This window comes from Sphingomonas sp. SphC10 (assembly GCF_057004845.1).
In genome coordinates this window covers 1,888,773-1,909,846 of sequence record NZ_CM168044.1, presented here as the reverse complement: position 1 = coordinate 1,909,846, position 21,074 = coordinate 1,888,773, and the positions used below count along the sequence as shown (strand labels likewise).

Annotated in this window: 16 protein-coding genes and 1 tRNA gene; 12 read left to right on the top strand and 5 right to left on the bottom strand. The window is 66.3% G+C overall.

All coding sequences use genetic code 11. The annotated features are described in order from the left end of the window. The first annotated feature begins 68 nt into the window (after positions 1-68). The 4 genes from metH (at position 69) to ACWKSV_RS08565 (ending at position 5,420) form a co-directional block, all read left to right on the top strand. A complete protein-coding gene (gene metH / locus ACWKSV_RS08580) occupies positions 69-2,669 on the top strand; it encodes a methionine synthase (RefSeq protein WP_076717033.1) in 2,601 nt (866 codons plus the stop codon). 161 nt (positions 2,670-2,830) lie between these two features. Further along, the gene (locus ACWKSV_RS08575) at positions 2,831-3,988 is read left to right on the top strand and encodes an EAL domain-containing protein (RefSeq protein WP_076717032.1); all 1,158 of its coding nucleotides are present in this window, start codon (positions 2,831-2,833) and stop codon (positions 3,986-3,988) included. A gap of 119 nt (positions 3,989-4,107) precedes the next feature. After that, a complete protein-coding gene (gntA, locus tag ACWKSV_RS08570; protein ID WP_056434287.1) occupies positions 4,108-4,827 on the top strand; it encodes a guanitoxin biosynthesis heme-dependent pre-guanitoxin N-hydroxylase GntA in 720 nt (239 codons plus the stop codon). Next, positions 4,824-5,420: a DUF1989 domain-containing protein gene (locus ACWKSV_RS08565; protein WP_076717030.1), complete on the top strand. Its 597-nt coding sequence runs from the start codon at positions 4,824-4,826 to the stop codon at positions 5,418-5,420. Before gntA ends, ACWKSV_RS08565 begins: the two co-directional genes overlap by 4 nt. Positions 5,421-5,454: 34 nt before the next feature. Here the strand turns inward: ACWKSV_RS08565 and ACWKSV_RS08560 are convergent, their stop codons facing one another. Next, positions 5,455-7,164 carry an alkaline phosphatase family protein gene (locus tag ACWKSV_RS08560; protein ID WP_076717029.1) on the bottom strand — a complete coding sequence of 570 codons (1,710 nt, stop codon included), beginning with the start codon at positions 7,162-7,164 and terminating at the stop codon, positions 5,455-5,457. Positions 7,165-7,231: 67 nt separating this feature from the next. On the opposite strand from ACWKSV_RS08560, the gene ACWKSV_RS08555 reads away from it, so the two are divergent. The 4 genes from ACWKSV_RS08555 to ACWKSV_RS08540 all read left to right on the top strand — a co-directional run bounded on the left by ACWKSV_RS08555 (position 7,232) and on the right by ACWKSV_RS08540 (position 12,668). Next, entirely contained in the window at positions 7,232-9,256 is a 2,025-nt protein-coding gene (locus ACWKSV_RS08555; RefSeq protein ID WP_076717027.1) for a protein-disulfide reductase DsbD family protein, read from the top strand. Between the two features lie 204 nt (positions 9,257-9,460). Further along, positions 9,461-10,954 (top strand): circularly permuted type 2 ATP-grasp protein, encoded by a 1,494-nt coding sequence (locus ACWKSV_RS08550; protein WP_076717025.1) that lies wholly within the window; start codon positions 9,461-9,463, stop codon positions 10,952-10,954. Beyond that, positions 10,954-11,889: an alpha-E domain-containing protein gene (locus ACWKSV_RS08545; RefSeq protein ID WP_056434280.1), complete on the top strand. Its 936-nt coding sequence runs from the start codon at positions 10,954-10,956 to the stop codon at positions 11,887-11,889. The genes ACWKSV_RS08550 and ACWKSV_RS08545 overlap by 1 nt, the downstream gene beginning before the upstream one ends. Then, positions 11,889-12,668 carry a transglutaminase family protein gene (locus tag ACWKSV_RS08540; protein ID WP_076717024.1) on the top strand — a complete coding sequence of 260 codons (780 nt, stop codon included), beginning with the start codon at positions 11,889-11,891 and terminating at the stop codon, positions 12,666-12,668. Before ACWKSV_RS08545 ends, ACWKSV_RS08540 begins: the two co-directional genes overlap by 1 nt. A gap of 164 nt (positions 12,669-12,832) precedes the next feature. Here the strand turns inward: ACWKSV_RS08540 and ACWKSV_RS08535 are convergent, their stop codons facing one another. After that, complete coding sequence (locus ACWKSV_RS08535) at positions 12,833-13,630, bottom strand: arginyltransferase (protein WP_056434276.1); 798 nt, start codon at positions 13,628-13,630, stop codon at positions 12,833-12,835. 126 nt (positions 13,631-13,756) lie between these two features. Beyond that, complete coding sequence (locus tag ACWKSV_RS08530; protein ID WP_056434274.1) at positions 13,757-15,013, bottom strand: threonine ammonia-lyase; 1,257 nt, start codon at positions 15,011-15,013, stop codon at positions 13,757-13,759. A 438-nt stretch (positions 15,014-15,451) separates the two neighbouring features. Between ACWKSV_RS08530 and ACWKSV_RS08525 the strand changes: the two genes are divergently transcribed. From ACWKSV_RS08525 to ACWKSV_RS08510, 4 genes are all read left to right on the top strand, one after another. Then, positions 15,452-17,302 (top strand): potassium transporter Kup, encoded by a 1,851-nt coding sequence (locus ACWKSV_RS08525; RefSeq protein ID WP_380773165.1) that lies wholly within the window; start codon positions 15,452-15,454, stop codon positions 17,300-17,302. Between the two features lie 68 nt (positions 17,303-17,370). Then, positions 17,371-17,811: a 2'-5' RNA ligase family protein gene (locus ACWKSV_RS08520; RefSeq protein WP_483666918.1), complete on the top strand. Its 441-nt coding sequence runs from the start codon at positions 17,371-17,373 to the stop codon at positions 17,809-17,811. Between the two features lie 55 nt (positions 17,812-17,866). After that, a tRNA-Met gene (locus tag ACWKSV_RS08515) sits at positions 17,867-17,943 on the top strand. A 382-nt stretch (positions 17,944-18,325) separates the two neighbouring features. Further along, positions 18,326-19,495, top strand: coding sequence for a GGDEF domain-containing protein (locus ACWKSV_RS08510; RefSeq protein WP_076717020.1), 1,170 nt, complete (start codon positions 18,326-18,328; stop codon positions 19,493-19,495). A gap of 4 nt (positions 19,496-19,499) precedes the next feature. On the opposite strand, the gene fdhD is transcribed toward ACWKSV_RS08510, so the two are convergent. Then, complete coding sequence (gene fdhD, locus ACWKSV_RS08505; protein ID WP_076717018.1) at positions 19,500-20,306, bottom strand: formate dehydrogenase accessory sulfurtransferase FdhD; 807 nt, start codon at positions 20,304-20,306, stop codon at positions 19,500-19,502. Between the two features lie 259 nt (positions 20,307-20,565). Continuing rightward, positions 20,566-21,072 (bottom strand): molybdenum cofactor guanylyltransferase, encoded by a 507-nt coding sequence (gene mobA / locus ACWKSV_RS08500; RefSeq protein WP_076717016.1) that lies wholly within the window; start codon positions 21,070-21,072, stop codon positions 20,566-20,568. Between the last annotated feature and the right edge of the window lie 2 nt (positions 21,073-21,074).

The following is a 21,074-nucleotide window of genomic DNA, read 5'->3' as shown; positions in this document are numbered from 1 at the left end:
CGTGACACCCCTCCGTCAGGGCTCCGCCCTGCCACCTCCCCTGCAAGGGGAGGAATAGAGATCGAAAAATGACCCAGACCGCCTCCTCCACCAATTTCGTCAATGTCGGCGAGCGGACCAATGTCACCGGCTCGGCGGCGTTCAAGAAGATGATCCTGGCGGGCGACTATACCCGCGCGGTGGAGGTGGCGCGCAGCCAGGTCGAGAATGGCGCGCAGGTGGTCGACGTCAACATGGACGAAGGGCTGCTCGACGCCGAATATGCCATGACCACCTTCCTCAAGCTGATCGCCGCCGAGCCCGACATCGCGCGCGTGCCGATCATGATCGACAGCTCGAAATGGAGCGTGATCGAGGCGGGGCTGAAGTGCGTGTCCGGCAAGCCGATCGTCAACTCGATCAGCATGAAGGAAGGCGAGGAGGCGTTCCTCCATTATGCCCGCCGCTGCATGGCGTACGGCGCGGCGGTGGTCGTCATGGCGTTCGACGAAGTCGGTCAGGCCGACACCAAGGACCGCAAGGTCGAGATTTGCGCGCGCGCCTACGACCTGCTGATGGGGATCGGCTTTCCCCCTGAGGACATCATCTTCGACCCCAATGTCTTTGCGGTCGCGACCGGCATCGAAGAACATAACAATTACGGCGTCGACTTCATCGAGGCGTGCCGCGAGATCAAGGCGCGCTGCCCCCACGTCCATATCTCGGGCGGCCTGTCGAACCTGTCGTTCAGCTTCCGCGGCAACGAGCCGGTCCGCCGCGCGATGCACTCGGTATTCCTCTACCACGCCATCCCGGCGGGCATGGACATGGCGATCGTCAATGCGGGTCAGCTCGACGTGTACGACACGATCGATCCCGAGCTGCGCACGGCCTGCGAGGATGTCGTGCTCAACCGCGATCCCGAAGCGGGCGAACGCCTGGTCGCGCTGGCCGAGCGCTATCGCGGCACCGATGCGGTGGCGGAGAAGCAGGCCGCCGAATGGCGCAGCCTGCCCGTCACCAAGCGGCTGGAATATGCGCTGGTCAAGGGTATCGACGCGCATGTCGTCGACGATACCGAGGAGTGCCGCCAGGCCTTCGCCCGCCCGATCGAGGTGATCGAAGGGCCGCTGATGGACGGCATGAACGTCGTCGGCGACCTGTTCGGCTCGGGCAAGATGTTCCTGCCGCAGGTGGTGAAGTCGGCCCGCGTCATGAAGAAGGCGGTGGCGCACCTGCTGCCCTTCATCGAGGCGGCGAAGGAACCCGGTGCCAAGGGCAAGGGCAAGATCGTGCTCGCGACCGTGAAGGGCGACGTGCACGATATCGGCAAGAACATCGTCGGCGTCGTGCTCCAGTGCAACGGCTTCGAGGTGGTCGATCTGGGCGTCATGGTGCCGTGGTCGAAGATCATCGCCTCGGCAGTCGAGCATGATGCCGACATGATCGGCCTGTCGGGCCTGATCACCCCCAGTCTCGACGAGATGGTGACGGTGGGCGAGGAGATGCAGCGCGCGGGCATGACCATGCCGCTGCTGATCGGCGGCGCGACGACCTCGAAGGTTCACACCGCGCTGCGCATCGCGCCCGCCTATGAGGGGCCGGTGGTCCACGTCCTCGACGCCAGCCGCGCGGTCGGCGTGGCGACGACGCTGGTGTCCGATACCCAGCGCGACCCTTATGTCGCGCAGGTCGCGGCCGATTACGAAGCCGTCCGCAAGGCGCGCGAAGGCAAGGGGGCCAATGCGCTCCTGCCGCTGGAGGAAGCCCGTGCGCGCGGCTTCGTCGCGGACATGGCGTTGAAGGCGGGCGAGCCCCAGCAGCCGGGCGTGCATGTCTATCAAGACTGGGACCTGTCCGACCTGCGCGACTATATCGACTGGACGCCGTTCTTTCGCGCCTGGGAACTGGCGGGCAATTTCCCCGCCATCCTGACCGATGAAGTGGTCGGCGAGAGCGCCAGCGGGCTGTATGCCGATGCGCAGGCCATGCTCGACACGATCATTGCTGAAAAGTGGCTGACCGCGCGCGGCGTCGCTGCGCTGTGGCCGTGCCGCCGCGATGGCGACGACGTGATCCTGACGGGCGGGGGCGAGGAAACCCGCATCCCGTTCCTCCGCCAGCAGATCGCCAAGCGCGAGGGGCGCGCCAATATGTGCCTGGCCGACTTCATCGATCCGGCGGGCGACTGGATCGGCGGCTTTGCGGTAGGCATCCACGGCATCGACGCGCATATCGAACGCTTCCGCCGCGGGCATGACGATTATAACGACATCCTGCTCAAGGCGCTGGCCGACCGTCTGGCCGAAGCCTTTGCCGAGCGGCTGCACGCCCATGTCCGCACCGACCTGTGGGGCTATGCGGCGGGCGAGCAGCTGACCAACGAGGCGCTGATCCGCGAGCAGTATCGCGGCATCCGCCCCGCGCCGGGCTATCCCGCCTGCCCCGAACACAGCATCAAGCGGACGCTGTTCGACCTGCTGGGCGCGGAACAGGCGGTCGGGTTGGAACTGACCGACAGCTTCGCGATGCTGCCGACGGCGGCGGTCAGCGGCTTCTATTTCGGGCACGCCCAGGCGGAATATTTTGGCGTGGCGCGGATCGGTGAGGATCAGGTGGCGGACTATGCCGTGCGGCGCGGCGTCGATGTGGCGCAGGCCACACGTTGGTTACGGCCTAATCTGGATTGATAATCTTTGCTTTTATTGCGTCTAACTTCCTAACTAATCGCCATTTCATGACTGATCGAACTGTTCTGTACGCTTGCAAGTGTAGGCATGCTCGCTACCCTTGACGCTTGACCGGGAGTGTCGCCAAGGCGGCGTTCCCGTTGGCGGGGGACGGGGGTTAGGTGCCGAGCAGGGCGTTTGAGATCGAGATCAGCAATTTCGAGTTGATTGCGGCATGTTGGGGGCCGGGCGTGGCGGAGCATGTCGCACACCGTATCGCGACCCGGCTGTGCGAATTCGGGTTGCGGATCGAGCAGGATACGGCGCACCGGCGCTTTCGAGTCTTGGGCGACGTAGCGCATGACGGGCCTGTGCCTGAGGAGCGCCTGGCCGATCTGTCCTATCGCCTGACCGCCGAACCGATCGATATCGAGGCGATGACCGGCGAACCCGGTGCGGGTGTCCATGCGGTAATGATCTGGCAGAATGACGAGCCGCCCCGGTATCGCGGCCCGCGCGACGTGCGGCGCGATCATGGCGACGACGGATTGTCGCTTTACAGGAACGACATGCACCTGATTGCCCGGGCCTTTCGCTGCGCGGCCGAAGGGCGGATGGCGGCGCATTGGCAGCCGGTCCGTCATCATGCCGACCCGTCGCGAATCCTCTATCACGAGGGGCTGGTCCGCTTCGACGATCCCGGCGCGGGGCTGTCCCCATCGACGCTCTTTCCGGCGCTGGAGCGGACGGGGATCGCCTCGACCTTCGACCGGGTGATGGTGCGCCATGTGCTGGATGAACTGCGGGCGCATCCCGACGCGGTGCTGGCGGTCAATATTTCGGCCAACTCGGCACATCTGAACGGCTGGTGGCGCGGTGTCCTGACCATGCTGGCCGCGCAGCCCGACCTTGCCGCACGGCTGGTCGTCGAGATCACCGAAACCGAGCCGATCACGCATATCCATGACGCGATCGCCTTCGCCCGCGCGCTGCGCGCGATGGGGGCGACGCTGGCCCTGGACGATTTCGGGGCGGGCTTCACCTCGATCCGCCAGTTGATGGATCTGGTGCCCGCGCTGGTGAAGGTCGACGGCCTGTTCCTGCAACGGGCGGTGCGCGATCGCGAACCCTGTCACAGCCTGCCGCATCTGGTCGGCCTGATCCGCGAACTGGGGGGCACAGTGATCGTCGAGGGTGTCGAAACCCAGACCATGGCCGACCTCGCCTATGTCAGCGGCGCGGTGTGGCAGCAGGGTTATTATCACGGCCGCCCTTCCGCCGCCCGACGCGGCACCGAACAGGCTGAGCCGGTGGCGCGGATCGTGGCTGGCAGAGGTTGAGCAACCTCGATCAACTATACGATTGATCCCTATCAATATCACTGAGAAATGATCTGCAATTTATTGGGATTACGTCACCTTTCGGAACGTCCCGTTTCAGCGCGGCGTTGAGTCATCCCATGTCAGATACGATCAGCAGCCTCTTTCCCGCTCAAGACCCCAGCGAGCCGGAATCCTCCGCCATGCTTCGCGCCCATATTGCGCAGGCCGATTTCCCTTGCGTCGGCGCAAAGGCGGCGATGGCGCGCGGGACGCTCGAAATCCTGGGCGCGCGTGACATCGCCAGCGCCTGGGACGATCTGCGCATTCACGACTGCCTGCGCCGTTTCGCCGAGCGTTACCGGGCCGAGCCGCAGCTCTTCCGCAGCCTCGCCGTGGTCTTTGCCGGGCCGGAAACGCTCGACGAAGCCGCGTTCGAGCGGGCGGTCTGGTCGCGTATCCAGTCGCTGTCGGACAAGGATGTCTGGCTGGGCCAGGATTGGGACAGGCGAGTCAGCGCCGATCCCGACGATCCGCATTTCTCGCTGTCCTTTGGTGGCGAGGCGTTTTTCGTCGTGGGACTACACCCGAATGCCAGCCGCCCCGCGCGCCGCTTCCCGCGCCCGGCCATGATCTTCAATCTGCACGACCAGTTCGAAATCCTGCGTGCGCAGGGGAAGTACGAGACGATGCGCGAGAAGATCCTGATGCGCGACGAGGCACTGGCGGGTTCGCGCAATCCGATGCTCGCCCGCCATGGCGAGTTGAGCGAAGCCCGCCAGTATAGCGGCCGCGTGGTCGAGGAAGGCTGGCGCTGTCCCTTCCATTATGCGGGCGGTGCGAGCGAGGCCAAGCCATGAGCAGCCGGACCGTGGAAATCCCCCCGCGCAGCGGCGACGCGTTCCGCATGGCCAAGGGCGACAGCCTGACCGTGATCGATCCGCGCGGGCGGCAGGTGGCTGATCTGCTCGCCTTCAATGCCGATGACCTGGACGAGGTGATCTCATCGGGTCGCACGCTCGACTATGCCGAGACGATCCGGCTGACGACGGGGCACAAGCTCTATTCCAACCGGTCGCGGGTGATGCTGGAGATCGTCGAGGATCAGGTCGGGATGCATGACTTCCTGCTGACGCCCTGCTCGGTCGATACGTTCGACCATTTCTATCCCGACCTGCCGCGCCATCGCGGGTGCTTCGGCAATCTGGCGGCGGCGCTGGAGCCTTATGGCGTCACGCCTGACCGGATCCCGGTGGCCTTCAACTGCTTCATGAACGTGCCGATCGATGGGACGACCGGCAAGCTGGAGGTGCTGCCCCCTTTGAGCAAGGCGGGGGACCATATCCGCTTCGTGGCGCACATGGACCTGGTGATCGGGCTGACGGCATGCTCGGCACCCGCGTCCAATGGGGGGAGCTTCAAGCCGATCGAGTATAGGGTCGAGCGCGCCTAACGAATTCCTCCCCTGCAAGGGGAGGAATAGATACTTACCGCTTACACGTATCCGCCGCGCCCGGATCGAGGTCCAGGCAACGTCCGTCCACGCCCGGCATCGGCAATCCGATCGTCGCCGCCAGCGTCGGGGCGATGTCGACCGTCTCCACCGACAGCGGCTGCTCGAACCCGGCCATGCCCTTGCGCCAGAACAGGATCGGCACGCGGCGGTCATAGTCCCAGGGCGAGCCATGCGTCTCGACATAGCCGGGGGCCGGTTCTTCGATCGTGGTAACACGGGGGCGCAGCAGGATCAGCAGGTCGCCCGAGCGGGCCGGGTCATAGGAGGAACGCGCCTTTTCCTTCAGCGTCCAGGTCTCCGGCGGTGTGGTCGGCCAGGGCGTCGCCGCGATCTCGTCGCGGGTCAGCGCGGCGGCGACCTGCGGCAGCGCTTCGTAGCGGCGCTTGGCCTCCGCCAGCACCTTGGCGCGGGTCGCGGCGGGCAGGGCGGCGTTGATATAGATGTCGCCCTCGGCGCTCATCATGAGCGGCGGATCATTGGGCAGGCCCATCGCCTTGGCAATCGCGGCCGACATCGCCTTGGTCTTGGCCTCGGGCGCGATATGGCTTTCCATCGGCATGGCGCGGATCTGCTGGCGCTCGGTCATGTCGTGCGCGCCGTGATCGGCGGTCAGCATCACCTCATAATCCACGCCAGTCGCGTCGAGCACGTCGAAGAAGCCCGCCAGCGAACGGTCCAACTCGGCCATCTGGATGCACATCTCGGCGCCCTGGGTGCCCAGCGCGTGGCCGATATAGTCGGTCGCCGACAGGCCAACCGACAGGATGTCGGTCTGCGGCCCCTGGCCCAGCTTCATGTCCTGGACGAAGCCCGCCGCCATCGCCAGCACCGCCGCATCGGCGGCGGGCGAGACGCGGAACGCCTTCAGGTCGCCCGCCGCGCGCTGGAACCGGCCGGTGCCCAGCGTCTGACTGCCGACGGTGATCGGCCGGTCGAGCGGCTTGCAGAAACCGGGCAGCGGCATGGCGTCCTGCGGCCGGGCGATCAGGTCGGCCACCGCCTTGCGGGTGCGTTCGACGACCGGCGGTACGGCGCGTCCTGCATAGGAGACATAGGTCTTTCCGTCCCACCACCAGATCTCGTCCATCTTGTGGCCGCCCATCATCACGGCGGCGCGGTCCTTCCCCGCGACCGAGACGGTGCGCACGCGGGGATCGGCGGTCTTCATCCGCTCGCCCAGCGTGGGGACCTTCAGATGCTTGTCCGAGACGATATAGTTGTTGTGGTCCATGCCCGCGACGCTTTCGTCCTCCGAGCAATAGACGATCTTGTCCGGGCGGTTCACTGACTGGTCGACCCAGTTGTTGGCGATGATCCCGGTGTGCGCGGGACGATAGCCGGTCAGGATGGTCGAGTGGCCGGGGCAGGTCTCGGTCGCGGCATGGCTCTGATAGCCCGAGGGGAAGACCGCGCCGGTCAGCAGGCGCGCCATGCCGCCGGTGAAGTGGTTGCGATATTGCTGGAACAGGTCGGCCGAGAACTGGTCGACCGAGATCGCCACGATCAGCTTGGGCGGCGTCGCGGGAAAGGGTGGCTGCGGCGTGCCCGGCAGCGTGACGACCGGCGCAGGCGCGGCACCGGGGGCGGGGCTGGCGGTCTGGGCATGGGCGGCGGGCGCGGCGAACGCTGAGCTGGAAATCAGGGCGGCGGAGGCCAGGAGCGCGGCAGTCAGGGAGTTCATGGGCAACCTTGGTGCAAAGCAGGGACAGGGGCGCTATGGAACGCGAAAGCGGGTTAGGGCAAGGTCGATGCGCGGTTGGTTTTACATCCTGATGACGGCTCTGTTCATGCTGGTGGCGACAGGCCCCGGCATGGCGGAGAGCGCGCCTGCGCCCGGTGCCATCCACCTGGCGATGCGGCTGGTCGCCGAAAGCGAAACCCCGGCGGCGGGCGGTCGCACCACGCTGGCCATCGTCGCGACGCCGGACAAGGGCTGGCACGGATATTGGAAGAATGGCGGCGATGCGGGCCTGCCGACCGAGGCGCACTGGACGCTGCCCGGCGGCGCGGGCGCGGGGGAGTTGCGCTATCCGGTGCCCGGACGACTAAAGATCGCCGGGCTGATGAACTATGTCTATGAGCGGCCCTTCACGCTGCTCGTCGATCTGTCGGTCCCCGCCGGAATGGCGAAGGGTACGCCGCTGCCGATCACGGTGAAGCTCGACTATCTGGTCTGCACCGACACCATCTGCGTTCCCGAGAGCCAGACGCTGTCGACGAAGCTGACGGTCGGTGACGGCGCAATCGACCCCGCCACGCGCACCGAGTTCGACCGGTGGCGCGCCGCCCTGCCCAAGCCGCTTGGCGGCGACGGGGTGATCGAGACGCAAGGCAAGCAGGTGCGGATCGCGGTGCCCTTGCCCGCGTCGGTCGCGGTCAAGGACGCCTATTTCTACCCTGAACGCAGCGGCATCATCGACCATGCCGCGCCGCAGGTGATGACGCGCAGCGGCGACCAGCTGATCCTGACCATGCCCGTCGCCGCCGTGCCGACGCCGGGCCCGGTGTCGGGCGTACTGTCCATTGGCGAGGGGCAGGGGCTGTCGTTTGCCGCCAAGCCGGGCGCCATCGCCGGAACGGGAAGCGGCGGGACGGATCGCGGTTTCGGCGCAATTGTGCTGGCGTTTCTGGGCGCGGTGCTGGGCGGGCTGTTGCTCAACATCATGCCCTGTGTCTTCCCGATCCTGAGCCTGAAGGCGCTGAGCCTCGCCAAGGGCGGCGGGGACGAGCGGCACGCCCGGACCGAGGCGCTGGCCTATACGGCGGGCGTCGTGCTGGTGTGCGTCGGCTTGGGCGTCGTGCTGCTGGCGTTGCGCGCGGGCGGGCAGAGCGCGGGCTGGGCATTCCAGCTTCAGGACCCGCGCGTGATCGGCATCCTTCTGCTGCTGGTCGCGGGCATCGCGTTTAACCTGGCCGGGCTGTTCGAGCTGCCGACCCCTGCTTTCGCCGGACGCTCGGGGGCGATGGGATCGTTCGCGACCGGTGCGCTGGCGGCGTTCGTCGCGACACCCTGTTCGGGGCCGTTCATGGCCGGGGCGCTGGGGGCGGCATTGGTCCTGCCCGCCGCCGCCGCGCTGGCGGTGTTTGCGGGACTGGGCATCGGCATCGCCTTGCCCTTCCTCGCGATCGGTTTCGTGCCGGCCCTGCGGCGACGTCTGCCCAAGCCGGGCATGTGGATGGTGTGGCTTCGTCATATCCTGTCGGTGCCGATGTTCCTGACCGCGCTCGCGCTGGCGTGGATCCTGGGGCAGGAGGCGGGGGTGACCGGCATGACGCTGGGCCTTGCCGCCGCACTGATCGCCTCGCTGGGCTTCTGGTGGACGGGCCTTCGCCAGCATGGCGGCAAGGGACGGGCGGGCTGGCCCGCTGTCGTGGCGCTGGTGCTGGCGGTGGCAATCGTCGTGACGGTCAAGCCCGCCGCTGCGGTGGCCAAGACAAGCGCCGATACCGCCTTCACCGAGGCGAAGCTCGAGGATCTGCGCAAACAGAACCGCCCGGTCTTCGCCTATTTCACCGCCGACTGGTGCCTGAGCTGCAAGGTCAATGAGGCCGCCGCGATCGAGCGGTCCTCGGTGCGCGACGCGTTCGCGCACAACAAGGTGGCGGTGCTGGTCGGCGACTGGACCGATGGCGATCCGGTTTTGGGACGCTTTATCGAGCGGCATAACCGCGCCGGGGTGCCGCTATACCTCTATTACGCGCCGGGGGCGAAAGCGCCGCAGGTCCTGCCGCAGGTGCTGACCCCGTCGATGCTGGAGAAGCTGGGGGCGTAAAATCCTCCCCGGCACGGGGAGGGGGACCAGCGAAGCTGGTGGAGGGGGCTATCCACACAGCGAGTCATGCGTGGCAATCCCCCTCCACCCCCGCTTCGCGGCGGTCCCCCTCCCCGTGCCGGGGAGGATCGTGTTTCCCCCTTGCGCACCCCCTTCCTGCGGTGCAGCATGGAACCGGAACACTGGGGGGAGCGTAACGACCGGATGGGGACTATTGCCGCGTTCGACGAAATCATGGGGGCCGCTGGCAAGGATATGCCGCGCCCCGAATTATCCGCGCTTCAACGTTGGCTCGATCACACCCCCGATAGCGAACTCCGCCGCCGCCAGCAGTCGGCCGAGGCGACCTTTCGCCAGCTGGGCATTACCTTCGCCGTCTATGGCGAAAGCGACGCGGCCGAGCGGATCATTCCGTTCGATATCGTGCCGCGCGTCTTCCTGCCCGACGAGTGGGCGCGCCTGTCCGAAGGGCTGGTGCAGCGGGTCGAGGCGATCAATGCCTTTCTCGACGACATTTACGGTGAGCGAAAGATCCTGCGCGACGGCATCCTGCCGCCCGACCTGATCTTCGGCAATCCGCAGTTCCGGCCCGAGATTGCCGGGATGCGACCCCCTCATGGCGTGTGGGCGCATATCTGCGGCATCGATCTGGTCCGCACCGGCCCGGACGATTTCTTCGTGCTGGAGGACAATGCCCGCACGCCCTCGGGCGTCAGCTATATGCTGGAGAACCGCGAGGCGATGCTGCGCCTTTGCCCCGAACTGTTCCGCCAGTTCCGGGTGGCGGCGGTCGACAGCTATCCCGACCGGCTGCTCGCCACGATGAAGTCGGTTGCGCCGCATGGCGTGGCCGAGCCGACCTGCGTCGTGCTGACGCCGGGCCATTTCAACTCCGCCTATTACGAACACAGCTTCCTGGCGGATTCGATGGGGATCGAGCTGGTCGAGGCGGCCGATCTGGTGGTCGACGACGACATCGTCTGGATGCGGACCATCGCGGGCCGGGTGAAGGTCGATGTCATCTATCGCCGGGTCGATGACGATTTCCTCGATCCCTTGGTCTTCCGCCCCGATTCGATGCTGGGCGTGCCCGGCCTGATCGCGGCCTATGCGGCGGGCAATGTCGCCATCCTCAACGCGCCGGGCAACGGCATCGCCGACGACAAGGCGATCTACAGCTATATGCCCGATATCGTCCGCTATTATTCGGGTGCCGAACCCAAGCTGAAGAATGTCGAGACCTGGCGCTGCCGCGAGCCCGAGGCGCTGGCCTATGTACTCGACCATCTGGACGAACTGGTGGTCAAGCTGGTCGACGGGTCGGGGGGCTATGGCATGTTGGTCGGCCCGACCGCGACCAAGGCCCAGATCGAGCATTTTCGTGCCGCGCTGATCGCCGAGCCGCATCGTTATATCGCTCAGCCGACGCTGGCGCTGTCCACCGTGCCGACCCTGGTCGAAAGCGGCGTCGCGCCGCGCCATGTCGATTTTCGCCCCTTCGTTCTGACGGGCCGCAACGGCGTGGAAGTGACCCCCGGCGGCCTGACCCGCGTCGCGCTGCGTGAGGGCTCGCTGGTCGTCAATTCCAGCCAGGGTGGCGGCACCAAGGACAGTTTCGTCCTGCTTCATCCCGAACCCGAAAGCTGGGTACAGGTGCAGGGCCAACAGTCTCAGATCCAGACGCAGGGAGTGCGCTGATGCTCTCGCGGACCGCATCCTCGCTCTATTGGCTGGGCCGCTATTTCGAGCGGGCCGATTTCATCGCCCGGCTGGTCGAGGCGACCGTTCGGCTCGACGTGCTGTCGCCGCGCTCGGCGGGGCTGGCCGCTTGGGGCTCGGCTCTCGCCGTCACCGATACCGCCAGCGCCTTTGCCGAGGGCGGGCGCGAGTTGCGCCGTCGCGAGGTCGCGCGCTTCCTGACGGTCGAGACCTGCCACCCCGGCTCGATCGTGCGCTGTGTCGACATGGCGCGGACCAACGCCCGTGCCGTGCGCACCGCGCTGACCCGCGAGGCGTGGAGCGCGATCAATCGCGCCTGGCTGCATTTCGAGGCCAAGCCCGCCGCCGACGATCCGACCGCTGTCCTGGGCCTGGTCGAGGCGGTGAAGAACGAGACACGCGGTTTCGAGGGCGCCGTCCACCGGATGCTGCGCAACCAGACGACCTGGTTCATCCGGCTGGGCCAGGCGGTCGAGCGCGCGGACAATACTGCGCGGCTGCTCGACGTGAAATATCACATCCTGCTGCCAGCGGGCGAGCGGATCGGCGGCGTCGTCGATCGCGACCAGTGGACGACGATCCTCCAGACCGTGTCCGCCGTCACCGCCTATCGCTGGCTTTATTCCGACGGGCTGAAGCCCGCCAACGTCATCGACCTGCTGATCGCGCGCACCGAATTGCCGCGCAGTCTGGCGGCGTCGGTCGAGGAAACGGTGGACGTGCTGGGGCAGCTTGCCCGGCGAACGGGGCAGCATGGGGAGGCGGATCGCATGGCGAGATTGCGGGCAAACCGGATGACGAAGACGCGGTCGGGGGATGTGATCGCAGGCGGGCTTCACCAGTTCCTCGAAGCCTTTATCCAGGAGAATGCCCAGCTGCACGGCGCCATCGGCCGTCAGTTCAAGTTCGCCTGATGCGCATCGCGATCGAGCACCAGATCGTCCACCGCCCGAAGCCGGGTCGGCCGACGATGGTCCAGATGCTGCGCCTGACGCCGGAGAATTACGACGATCAGACGGTGGCCAACTGGCATATCGATGTGGACTGCGACGCGCGGCTGCGGCGCGGGCAGGACGGGTTCGGCAATGCCGTCACCATGCTCTACATCCAGGACGCGCCCGAGACGGTGACGATCACCGCGACCGGCGAAGTGCTGACCAGCGACGCGCATGGCCTGGTGCGCGGGACCACCGAGACGCTGCCGCCCGCGCTTTTCCTGCGCGCGACCCCGGCGACGCCCGCCGATGCGGCGATCGCGGCCTTTGCCGAAGAGGCGATAAGCGGCGCGGACAGCAGCCTGGCGGCGCTCCATGCGGTGAATGCCGCGCTCCACCGCCGTTTTGCCAGTGACGCGCGAAGCTCCGCAACCGACGCGGCGGCGGCTTTTGCTTCGGAGGCGGTGGGCGCGTGCGATCTCGCGCATATCTTCTGCGTGGCGGCGCGGTCGCTGGGCGTCCCTGCGCGGTTCGTCTCGGGCTTTGCGGCGCTGCATGATGCGGCGACCGCCACGGCGCATTGCTGGGCGGAGGCCTATGTCGAGGGGCTGGGCTGGATCGGCTTCGATCCCAGCATCGGCCTCAGCCCACAGGAGCGCCACGTCCGGGTCGCCGTCGCATTGGATGCTGCCGGAGCGACGGCGGTGTCGGGCGAGGCGTGGCGGGATGTGGCGTTGGCGGACGTGGCGGTGCAGTAGACCCGGTATGGGTGACGTCCCTCCTTCCTCCCCTGCAAGGGGAGGTGGCGCGCGAAGCGCGTCGGAGGGGTGTCACCCCTCTCGATAGCGCGACACCCCTCCGTCAGGGCTTCGCCCTGCCACCTCCCCTTACAGGGGAGGAATGGGAAAGCATCAATCCTCGGTCAGGCTTCCCCGGCCTCGATCGCGGTTTCGACCGGCGGCGGCGCGATGGGGGTGGGGCTGTCGCCGGTGAAGGGGGCCCAGCCACGCACGGTCAGCGCCTCCAGCGGCTGATAGCGGGTCTTGTACGCCATGCGCGGCGACCCCTTCACCCAATAGCCGAGATAGACGAAGGGCAGCTCGGCCGCGCGGGCGCGTAGGATATGATCCATGATGATGAAGTTGCCGAGGCCGGGTCGGCTTTCATCCTGGGTCTCGAAAAAGCTGTAGATCATCGACAGGCCGTCGCCCTGCCGGTCGGTCAGGCAGCAGCCGACCAGTCGCCCGCGCGTTCCGTCCGCCGCCGTCGGCTCGCGATATTCGACCAGCACCGACTGGACGGGCGACAGCTCGACCATGTCGGCATAGTCGCTCTCGTCCATCGCCGCCATGCCGCCGCCCGGATGTCGTTCGCCCAGATAGCGGCGGAGCAGCGCGAACTGCTCGGCGGTCGCCCAGGGCTGGCAGGCGGTGACTTCCAGATCGGCGTGACGGCGCAGCAGCTTGCGCTGTGACCCGTTGGGGCGAAAGCCGCCCGCGACGACGCGCACCGACACGCAGGCGCTGCACCCCGCGCAGGAGGGGCGATAGGCGACCCCCTGGCTGCGGCGAAAGCCGATGCGGCTCAGCGCTTCGTTCAGTTCATCGGCATGGTCGCCGCTCAGCTCGGTGAACACCTTGCGCTCGTCGCGCCCCGGCAAATAGGGGCAGGGGGCGGGGCTGGTGACGAAGAAGCGCGGGAAACGAAAAGGCGCGGTCACCGCCGGGCAGTTCCTTCGAGTGGGAGACGATAACCCTCTTTAACGATCTTCCCGTCCGAAGCGATGGGGCAGCATCGTTCGGAAACGGGACGAATCGCAAAAAAAACGGCGCCCTGGTCAGGTCGGTCAGGCGAGTTCGACCTGGGTCGTCTCATACCCCGCCGCACGCAGTGCCTCGATCAGCCGGTGCAGGTGAAGCGCGTCGCGCGTCTCGCACTCGATATCGGTGATCAGCCCCTTGGCGGGCAGGGTGGTGAAGACGCGCTGGTGATAGACCTCGATGATGTTCACCCGCTCGCGGTCGAAGATGCGCGCGACGTTGAACAGTGCGCCCGGCTGGTCCTGCAACCGGATGCGCAGGCGCGCCAGGCGGCCCGAGCGGGCAAGGTCGCGCAGCAGGACGTTGGCGAGCAGGCGGGTGTCGATATTGCCGCCGCACAGCACGATGCCGACCGTCTTCCCCCGGAAGCGTTCCGGGTGCGACATCAGCGCCGCGAGGCCCGCCGCGCCTGCGCCCTCGACCACGGTCTTCTCGATCTGGAGCAGCGCACTGACCGATTCCTCCAGATGGCGTTCGTCGACCAGCACGATCTCCCGCACCAGTTGCGCCACCATCTGCGAGGTCAGGCCGCCCGGCACCTTGACCGCGATACCCTCGGCCAGCGTATCGCCCGCGCAAGGAAGATCGGTGCCGTTCAGCTTGTTGTACATGCTGGGGAACAGCTCGGCCTGGACGCCAACCACCTCGACCGGCCTGTCCGCCGCCGCCGCGACCGTCGCGATGCCAGAGATCAGGCCACCGCCGCCGATCGGCACGATCAGCGTGTCGATATCGGGCGCGTCCTCCAGCATTTCCAGCGCCACCGTGCCCTGGCCTGCGATCACCCGTGCATCGTCGAACGGATGGACGAAGGTATAGCCGCGCTCGGCCTCCAGCTCGCGGGCATGGGCATAGGCGGCGTCGAAATTGTCGCCCTCCAGCACCACGGTCGCGCCGTGACCCTCGGTCTGGACGACCTTCACGATCGGCGTGGTGCGCGGCATCACGATGGTCGCGGGAATGCCCAGCCGGTTGGCGTGATAGGCGAGACCCTGCGCATGATTGCCCGCCGAGGCGGCGATGACGCCCTTGGCGCGGGCTTCATCGGAGAGTTGCAGCAGGGTGTTGAGCGCGCCGCGTTCCTTATAGGCGGCGGTGAATTGCAGGTTCTCGAACTTCAGATACACGGTCGCCCCGGTCAGTTGCGACAGCGTCCGGCTGATCAGCGTCGGCGTACGGATGATCCGGTCCGAAATGCGCGCATGGGCGGCACGAACATCGTCGATGGTGACGATCGGGGACGGGATTTCCGAAGCGGCCTGAACGGCGGTGCGACTAACCATGATTGTGCCGTAGCCGATCGGAGGCGGGAGGTGAACCGTTTCGGGTGGCACTGCTTATCTCCCCTCCCGCAGGCGGGAGGGGCCGGGGGAGGGCAAAGGGTCTCACCGAGCCTGGCCCATGTAGCTTTCCTTCCCCATCCCCTCCCGCCTGCGGGAGGGGCGTGCTCCGGATGGCCGATGTGCGCCGCCGCAAAATTCTTACTGTTGCATTGCGGCATCGCCGACCGCGCGAAATCGTGCGCGAATGCAACAAGCGCCCAGGCCCTGCGTTGCTGGCCTTTTGGGGCCATGCTAGGGCGGCGCGATGATCACAGGGTTGCCACGGATGTCGCCGATGATCCTCTCCATCACCGGCACGATCCTCCAGTCATGAGCGTCTCGCCCACCGGGATCGCCAGCACCGCGAACAAGGATAGCTATCCTCACCCGCCGCAAGGCATGGGCCGCCTCGCGCTGGGGGCGATCGGTGTCGTGTTCGGGGATATCGGTACCAGTCCGCTCTATGCGTTTCGCGAAACCTTCGCCAATCCGCACCATCCCCTGCCGCTCGACAATGCGCACATCCTGGGCGTCATCAGCCTGATCTTCTGGTCGATGATGATCGTCGTGTCGGTAAAATATGTCGCGATCATCATGCGCGCCGACAATAAGGGCGAGGGGGGCAGCCTGGCGCTGCTCGCGCTCGTGTCGGGGCAGACCAAGACGCGGCGCTGGACGCGCGGCATCATATTGCTCGGCGTGTTCGCCACGGCGCTGTTCTACGGCGACAGCATGATCACCCCCGCCGTCACCGTCCTGAGCGCGGTCGAGGGCCTGGCGGTGGCCGCACCCGCATTCGGTGGCTTCGTGCTGCCGATCGCGATCACCATCCTGATCGTGCTGTTCAAGATCCAGCGTTCGGGCACCGAGCGGGTCGGCCTGTTCTTCGGCCCCGTGATGCTCGTCTATTTCACCGTGATCGCGGTGCTGGGCGTCATGAGCTTCGTCCAGACGCCCGAGGTGTTGCAGGCGCTGTCGCCGCACCACGCCGTCCGCTTCTTCTTCATCGATCCGCTGCGTGGCTTCCTGGCGCTGGGCTCGGTCGTGCTGGCGGTGACGGGGGCCGAGGCGCTCTATGCCGATATGGGCCATTTCGGACGGCGGCCGATCGGCCTGTCCTGGCTTGTCTTCGTGCTGCCGGCGCTGATGCTGAACTATATGGGGCAGGGCGCACTGCTGTTCCGCGAAGGCGCCGCCGCGCTGGAAAGCCCGTTCTACATGCTGGCGCCGGAGGGGTTGCAGCTGCCGCTGGTGATCCTGGCGACCGCCGCTGCCGTCATCGCCAGCCAGGCGGTCATCACCGGCGCTTTCTCGGTCACGCAGCAGGCCATCCAGCTGGGCTTCATGCCGCGCCTGCGCATCGAGCATACGTCGGCGGCGACCGCCGGGCAAATCTACATCCCGCTCATCAACTGGATGTTGATGGTGATGGTGATCCTGCTGGTCCTGTTCTTCCGCTCGTCGTCCAACCTGACCTCGGCATACGGGATCGCGGTGACGGGGGCGATGCTGATCGACACCTGCCTGCTGGGCGTGGCGCTGACCCGGCTCTGGAAGTGGCCGCTCTACGCCGCTCTGCCCCTGCTGGGATTGTTCTTCCTGGTCGATGGCGCCTATTTCCTCGCCAACCTGACCAAGGTGCCCTCGGGCGGCTGGGTGCCGTTGCTGATCGGCTTCATCATCTTCACCTTCCTGACCACCTGGTCGACGGGTCGCAAGCTGATGATCCAGCGGCTGCGCGAAGGCACGATGCCGATCCACATCTTCATCGATTCGGCGGCGGGCGCGGCCAGCCGGGTCTCGGGCACCGCGATCTTCATGACCTCCTCGCCCGAGGGGGTGCCGCATGCGCTGCTCCACAATCTGAAGCACAACAAGGTGCTGCACGAACGGATCATCCTGCTGACCGTCAAGATCATGAGCCAGCCCTATTGGGCCGAAGGCGATCGCGCGAAGCTCGACGATCTGGGGCATGGGTTCCACCGCCTCGTCCTGCGTTTCGGCTTCATGGAGGAAGCCGACGTCCCCGCCGCGCTGAAGCGGGTCGAGATGGAGGGCGGCGCGTTCAAGATGATGGACACCAGCTTCTTCCTGTCGCGCCAGACCCTGCTCGCCGCCGAGCGTCCGGGCATGTCGATGTGGCGTGAAAAACTGTTCTCCTGGATGCTGCGCAACGCCGAGAGCGCGATGGAGTTTTTCCGCCTGCCGACCAACCGCGTGGTCGAGCTGGGCAGTCAGGTGGAAATCTGAACCAGCCGCCAGCCCCGATTATCGTCACCGCCCTGTTCGGCCGCGCCGATCAGGGGACGTTCGATGCCTTGCGCCGCCAGCATTTCCCGCCCGAGCGCAACGTCCTCGACGCGCATTGCACGCTGTTCCACCATTTGCCGCCCTCGGCCGAAGCGGAGTTGAAGCATCGCCTGACCGGGCTGACGCGCGGGGTGCGAGCCCCCGATGCGCGGGCGAGCGGGCTGATGTCGCTGGGCCGGGGCGTGGCGATTCGGATCGATTCGCCCGGTCTCGTTGCGATACGCCATGAACTGGTCGACGCCTTTGCCGGAATGCTGACCCCGCAGGACGCGGGCGGATGGCGCGCGCATGTGACGATCCAGAATAAGGTGACGCCCGCCACCGCCAAGCTGCTTCTCCAGCAGATGGAGCGGGATTTCCGGCCACGTGCCGTGGAACTGATCGGTCTGGGCACCTGGTGGTATCGCGGCGGTCCATGGGAAATGCTTTCACGTCATTTATTCGCTTGACGCCCGAAAACAGCCTGTCTATAGGCGCGCCTCCACCGGGTGGAACGCCTAGCATGGCGAAGTAGCTCAGCTGGTTAGAGCAGCGGAATCATAATCCGCGTGTCGGGGGTTCAAGTCCCTCCTTCGCTACCACCCGGTGTATTTCCCTCAGCATTCACGACGATGACCACGCCCCGTGGTTCATGTCGCTGCCTACTGTAACAGTCTTGCGGACGTTTGCCGTCCAGTGCGGCAAGTCTGGCGTTGGCGGCGGCTGATAACGTTTTTGTTGGAAATAACTCACCTGGATCGGGGAATTTGCCGGATTTACGACCTGCCTGGCATGGCATATCGCCCCCGACTGTTATATCGTAGCTGTCATCTGGAGAGGAAAAGGGCCCGAGGGCCAGGTGCTGTTGTGCGCCTTAACCTCTCCTTTTCCTCTGCCGAATAGGTCTGCGTCACGATGTCCTTCAGGAGCTTCGGATCTTAGGTCGTGAATGCCGCTGTCTATGCCTTGATAGCCAATAGCTGCATGGCGGCGCTTTTCGTCGTGACCTACGGCGTGATCGCGCTGTCCTATTCGCGGCAGCGGGCGGCGGCCTGGTTCATGGTCAGCTATCTGCTCGGCTTTTTCACGCCGATCTGCCATCTGCTGGTCCTCTACACCGATCAGGTCGCGCTGTTTTCGATCTTGGGTTACGGCGTGTTCCTCGGCGGCATCCTGACGATGGCGACGGGAGTACAGGCCTTTGTCGGGCATCGTCCGCAATGGCGACTGACCCTGTTGCTATGGGTGGCCGGACTGGCGCTGCGGCTGGCGATAGCGGACGGACCGCGCAACACCTTGCCCTATGAGCTGATGTTCCAGCTTCCCTTCGCCATCGCGTCGTTCGTCGTCATGCTGACAGCGCGTCAGATCGGGCAGGGTGGGCCGATCCGGGCCATGCTGATCGGTATTTTCGGTGTGATCGGCGCGCATTTCCTGCTGAAGCCCTGGCTGGTGCTCACGCTCGGCTCGGGGCCTACGCCGAAATCCTATCTGAGCACCGTCTATGCGGCGATCTCGCAAATCTCCACCGGCGTGCTGCTGGTGGCGGCGGGGCTGTGTCTGATGCTGCTGGTGATCCAGAAGGCGTTGGAAGAAACGATCCTCGATGCCGAGACCGATCCGCTCACCGGCCTGACCAACCGACGCGGCCTGTACCGGGCCGGTCCCCGCATGCTGGTGGAAGCGGCGATGCGTGGGGAGGGGCTCCATGCCCTGGTTCTCGACCTCGATCATTTCAAGGCGATCAACGACCGCCACGGCCATGCGACCGGCGACACGGTGCTGGTCGCCTTTGCGCAGGTGTTGCAGGCGCTGGCCGCGCCGGACATGCTGACCGTGCGTATGGGGGGTGAGGAATTTGCCATCCTGATCCCCGATGCCGACACCCATGGTTCGGACAATCGGGCGACGCAGTTGGGCGATGCGATTCGCGACGCGCTGAAGCCCTTTGCCAGGCAGGGCATACCTGAACTGACGGTCAGCGGTGGGATCGTTCGGTATCAGGCGGGCGAGACGCTGGATGGCCTGATTGCTCGAGCAGACCTGCTGGCTTACCGCGCCAAGCGGGCCGGGCGCGACCGGATTTTGCAGGATACTTCCAATCTCGCTCCTAAGCCTGGCTGGGTGGAAATGCGGAGGCTCGCGGCGGGCTGACCGGTCAGGCGAAGCGGCCGTGCGGATCGTGCGCGACCAGCATCGCATCGGGCCGGGCCAGCGCGATCAGCGTCAGGCCATGCTCGCGGGCATGGTCGATCGCCAGGCTGGTCGGCGCGGATATCCCGACCAGCAGACCGACCCCGGCCACCAGCGCCTTGTCGACCATCTCATAGCTGATCCGCGAGGTCACCAGGAGGAAGTCGGGGCGCCATACCGTATCGCGCGCCAATATCCCGACCAGCTTGTCGAGCGCATTGTGCCGCCCGACATCCTCCGCCGCTGCGACAATCTTGCCCGCCGCGTCACAGGCGATGGCGGCATGGACCGCCCCCGTCTGCGCGTTGAGTGGCTGGTGCGTGCGCAGGGCGCCGAGCGTGGCGAACAGCGTTTCCACGTCCACCTCGGGCGCGGGGGGGCGTCCGGTGACCGGGCGGGCGATCTGTTCGAGCCCCGACAGGCCGCACAGCCCGCAACTGGTATCGCTGGTTCGGTGGCGAACCCGGTCCTGCATCCGTCCGCGCAGATGCTCCGCCAGCGTCACCCGGACGATCCAGCCGCTTTCGGCTGCGAAGGGCTCGATGCCGAGAATGTCGCCGGGTGCGTCGACCAGCCTTTCGGTCAGGAGGAAGCCGGTGGCGAAGTCCTCCAGCCGCTCGGGCGTCATCATCATCACCGCATAGCCGAAGCCGTCCACCTCGATCGCGACCGGGCATTCGACGGCAATATCGCGCTCGATCGAACCTATCGCGCCGTCCTGGGACAGGCGAATCAGCGTCAGCGGACGAGCAGGATCATGGTTGGCGTTCAACGAACAAGACCCGATTCTGTCGCGCTCCACACCATTCCTCCCCTGCAAGGAGTGACAGGTGGATTGCCTCCCAGGCAATCCAGATCATGCCGGGGGCATGATCGACCTGCCACTGGGGACGATGCGAAGCATGGTGGAGGGGTGTCCCCGGTGACGAGGGAAGTTCTGCCTCTCCGGCCGCGACACCCCTCCGTCAGGGCTTCGCCCTGCCACCTCCCCTGTAAGGGGAGGAAAGCAGTCAAGAATCTTCGCTTCCATCTCACAGCGCGGCGAGATCGGCGGGGGTGTTCACATTGGCGATCGGCTCGGGCGAGGCGATGGGGATCGCCCCGATCGCGCGTACCCAGCCGCGCACCGAACGATCCCGCCCGAGCGAGAGATGCGCCATCAGATGCGCGCCCAGCGCGGCGGGCCACAGTCCCAGCACCGGCGCATCCTGGCAATAACTCGGCTCGCGTCGCAGGATCGCCTCGATCAGCCCCTCGGGCAGGCGCGGCATGTCGCATCCGATGGTCAGCACGCAGCGAAAGCCATGGCTCGCGGCATAATCCAGCGCGCCCGCAATCCCGCCGAGCGGGCCCAGGCCGGGGGCGGGCATGTCGGGCACCCCGTCCACGCCGCCGACCTGTACCACCCGCGCGCAATGCGGGGCGATGGTCGCACGGGCATGTGCCACCAGCGTCCGATCGCCCAGCATCGCGATCGCCTTGTTCGATCCGAAGCGCGACGAGCGCCCGCCGGTCAGGACCGCACCCAATATACTCATGA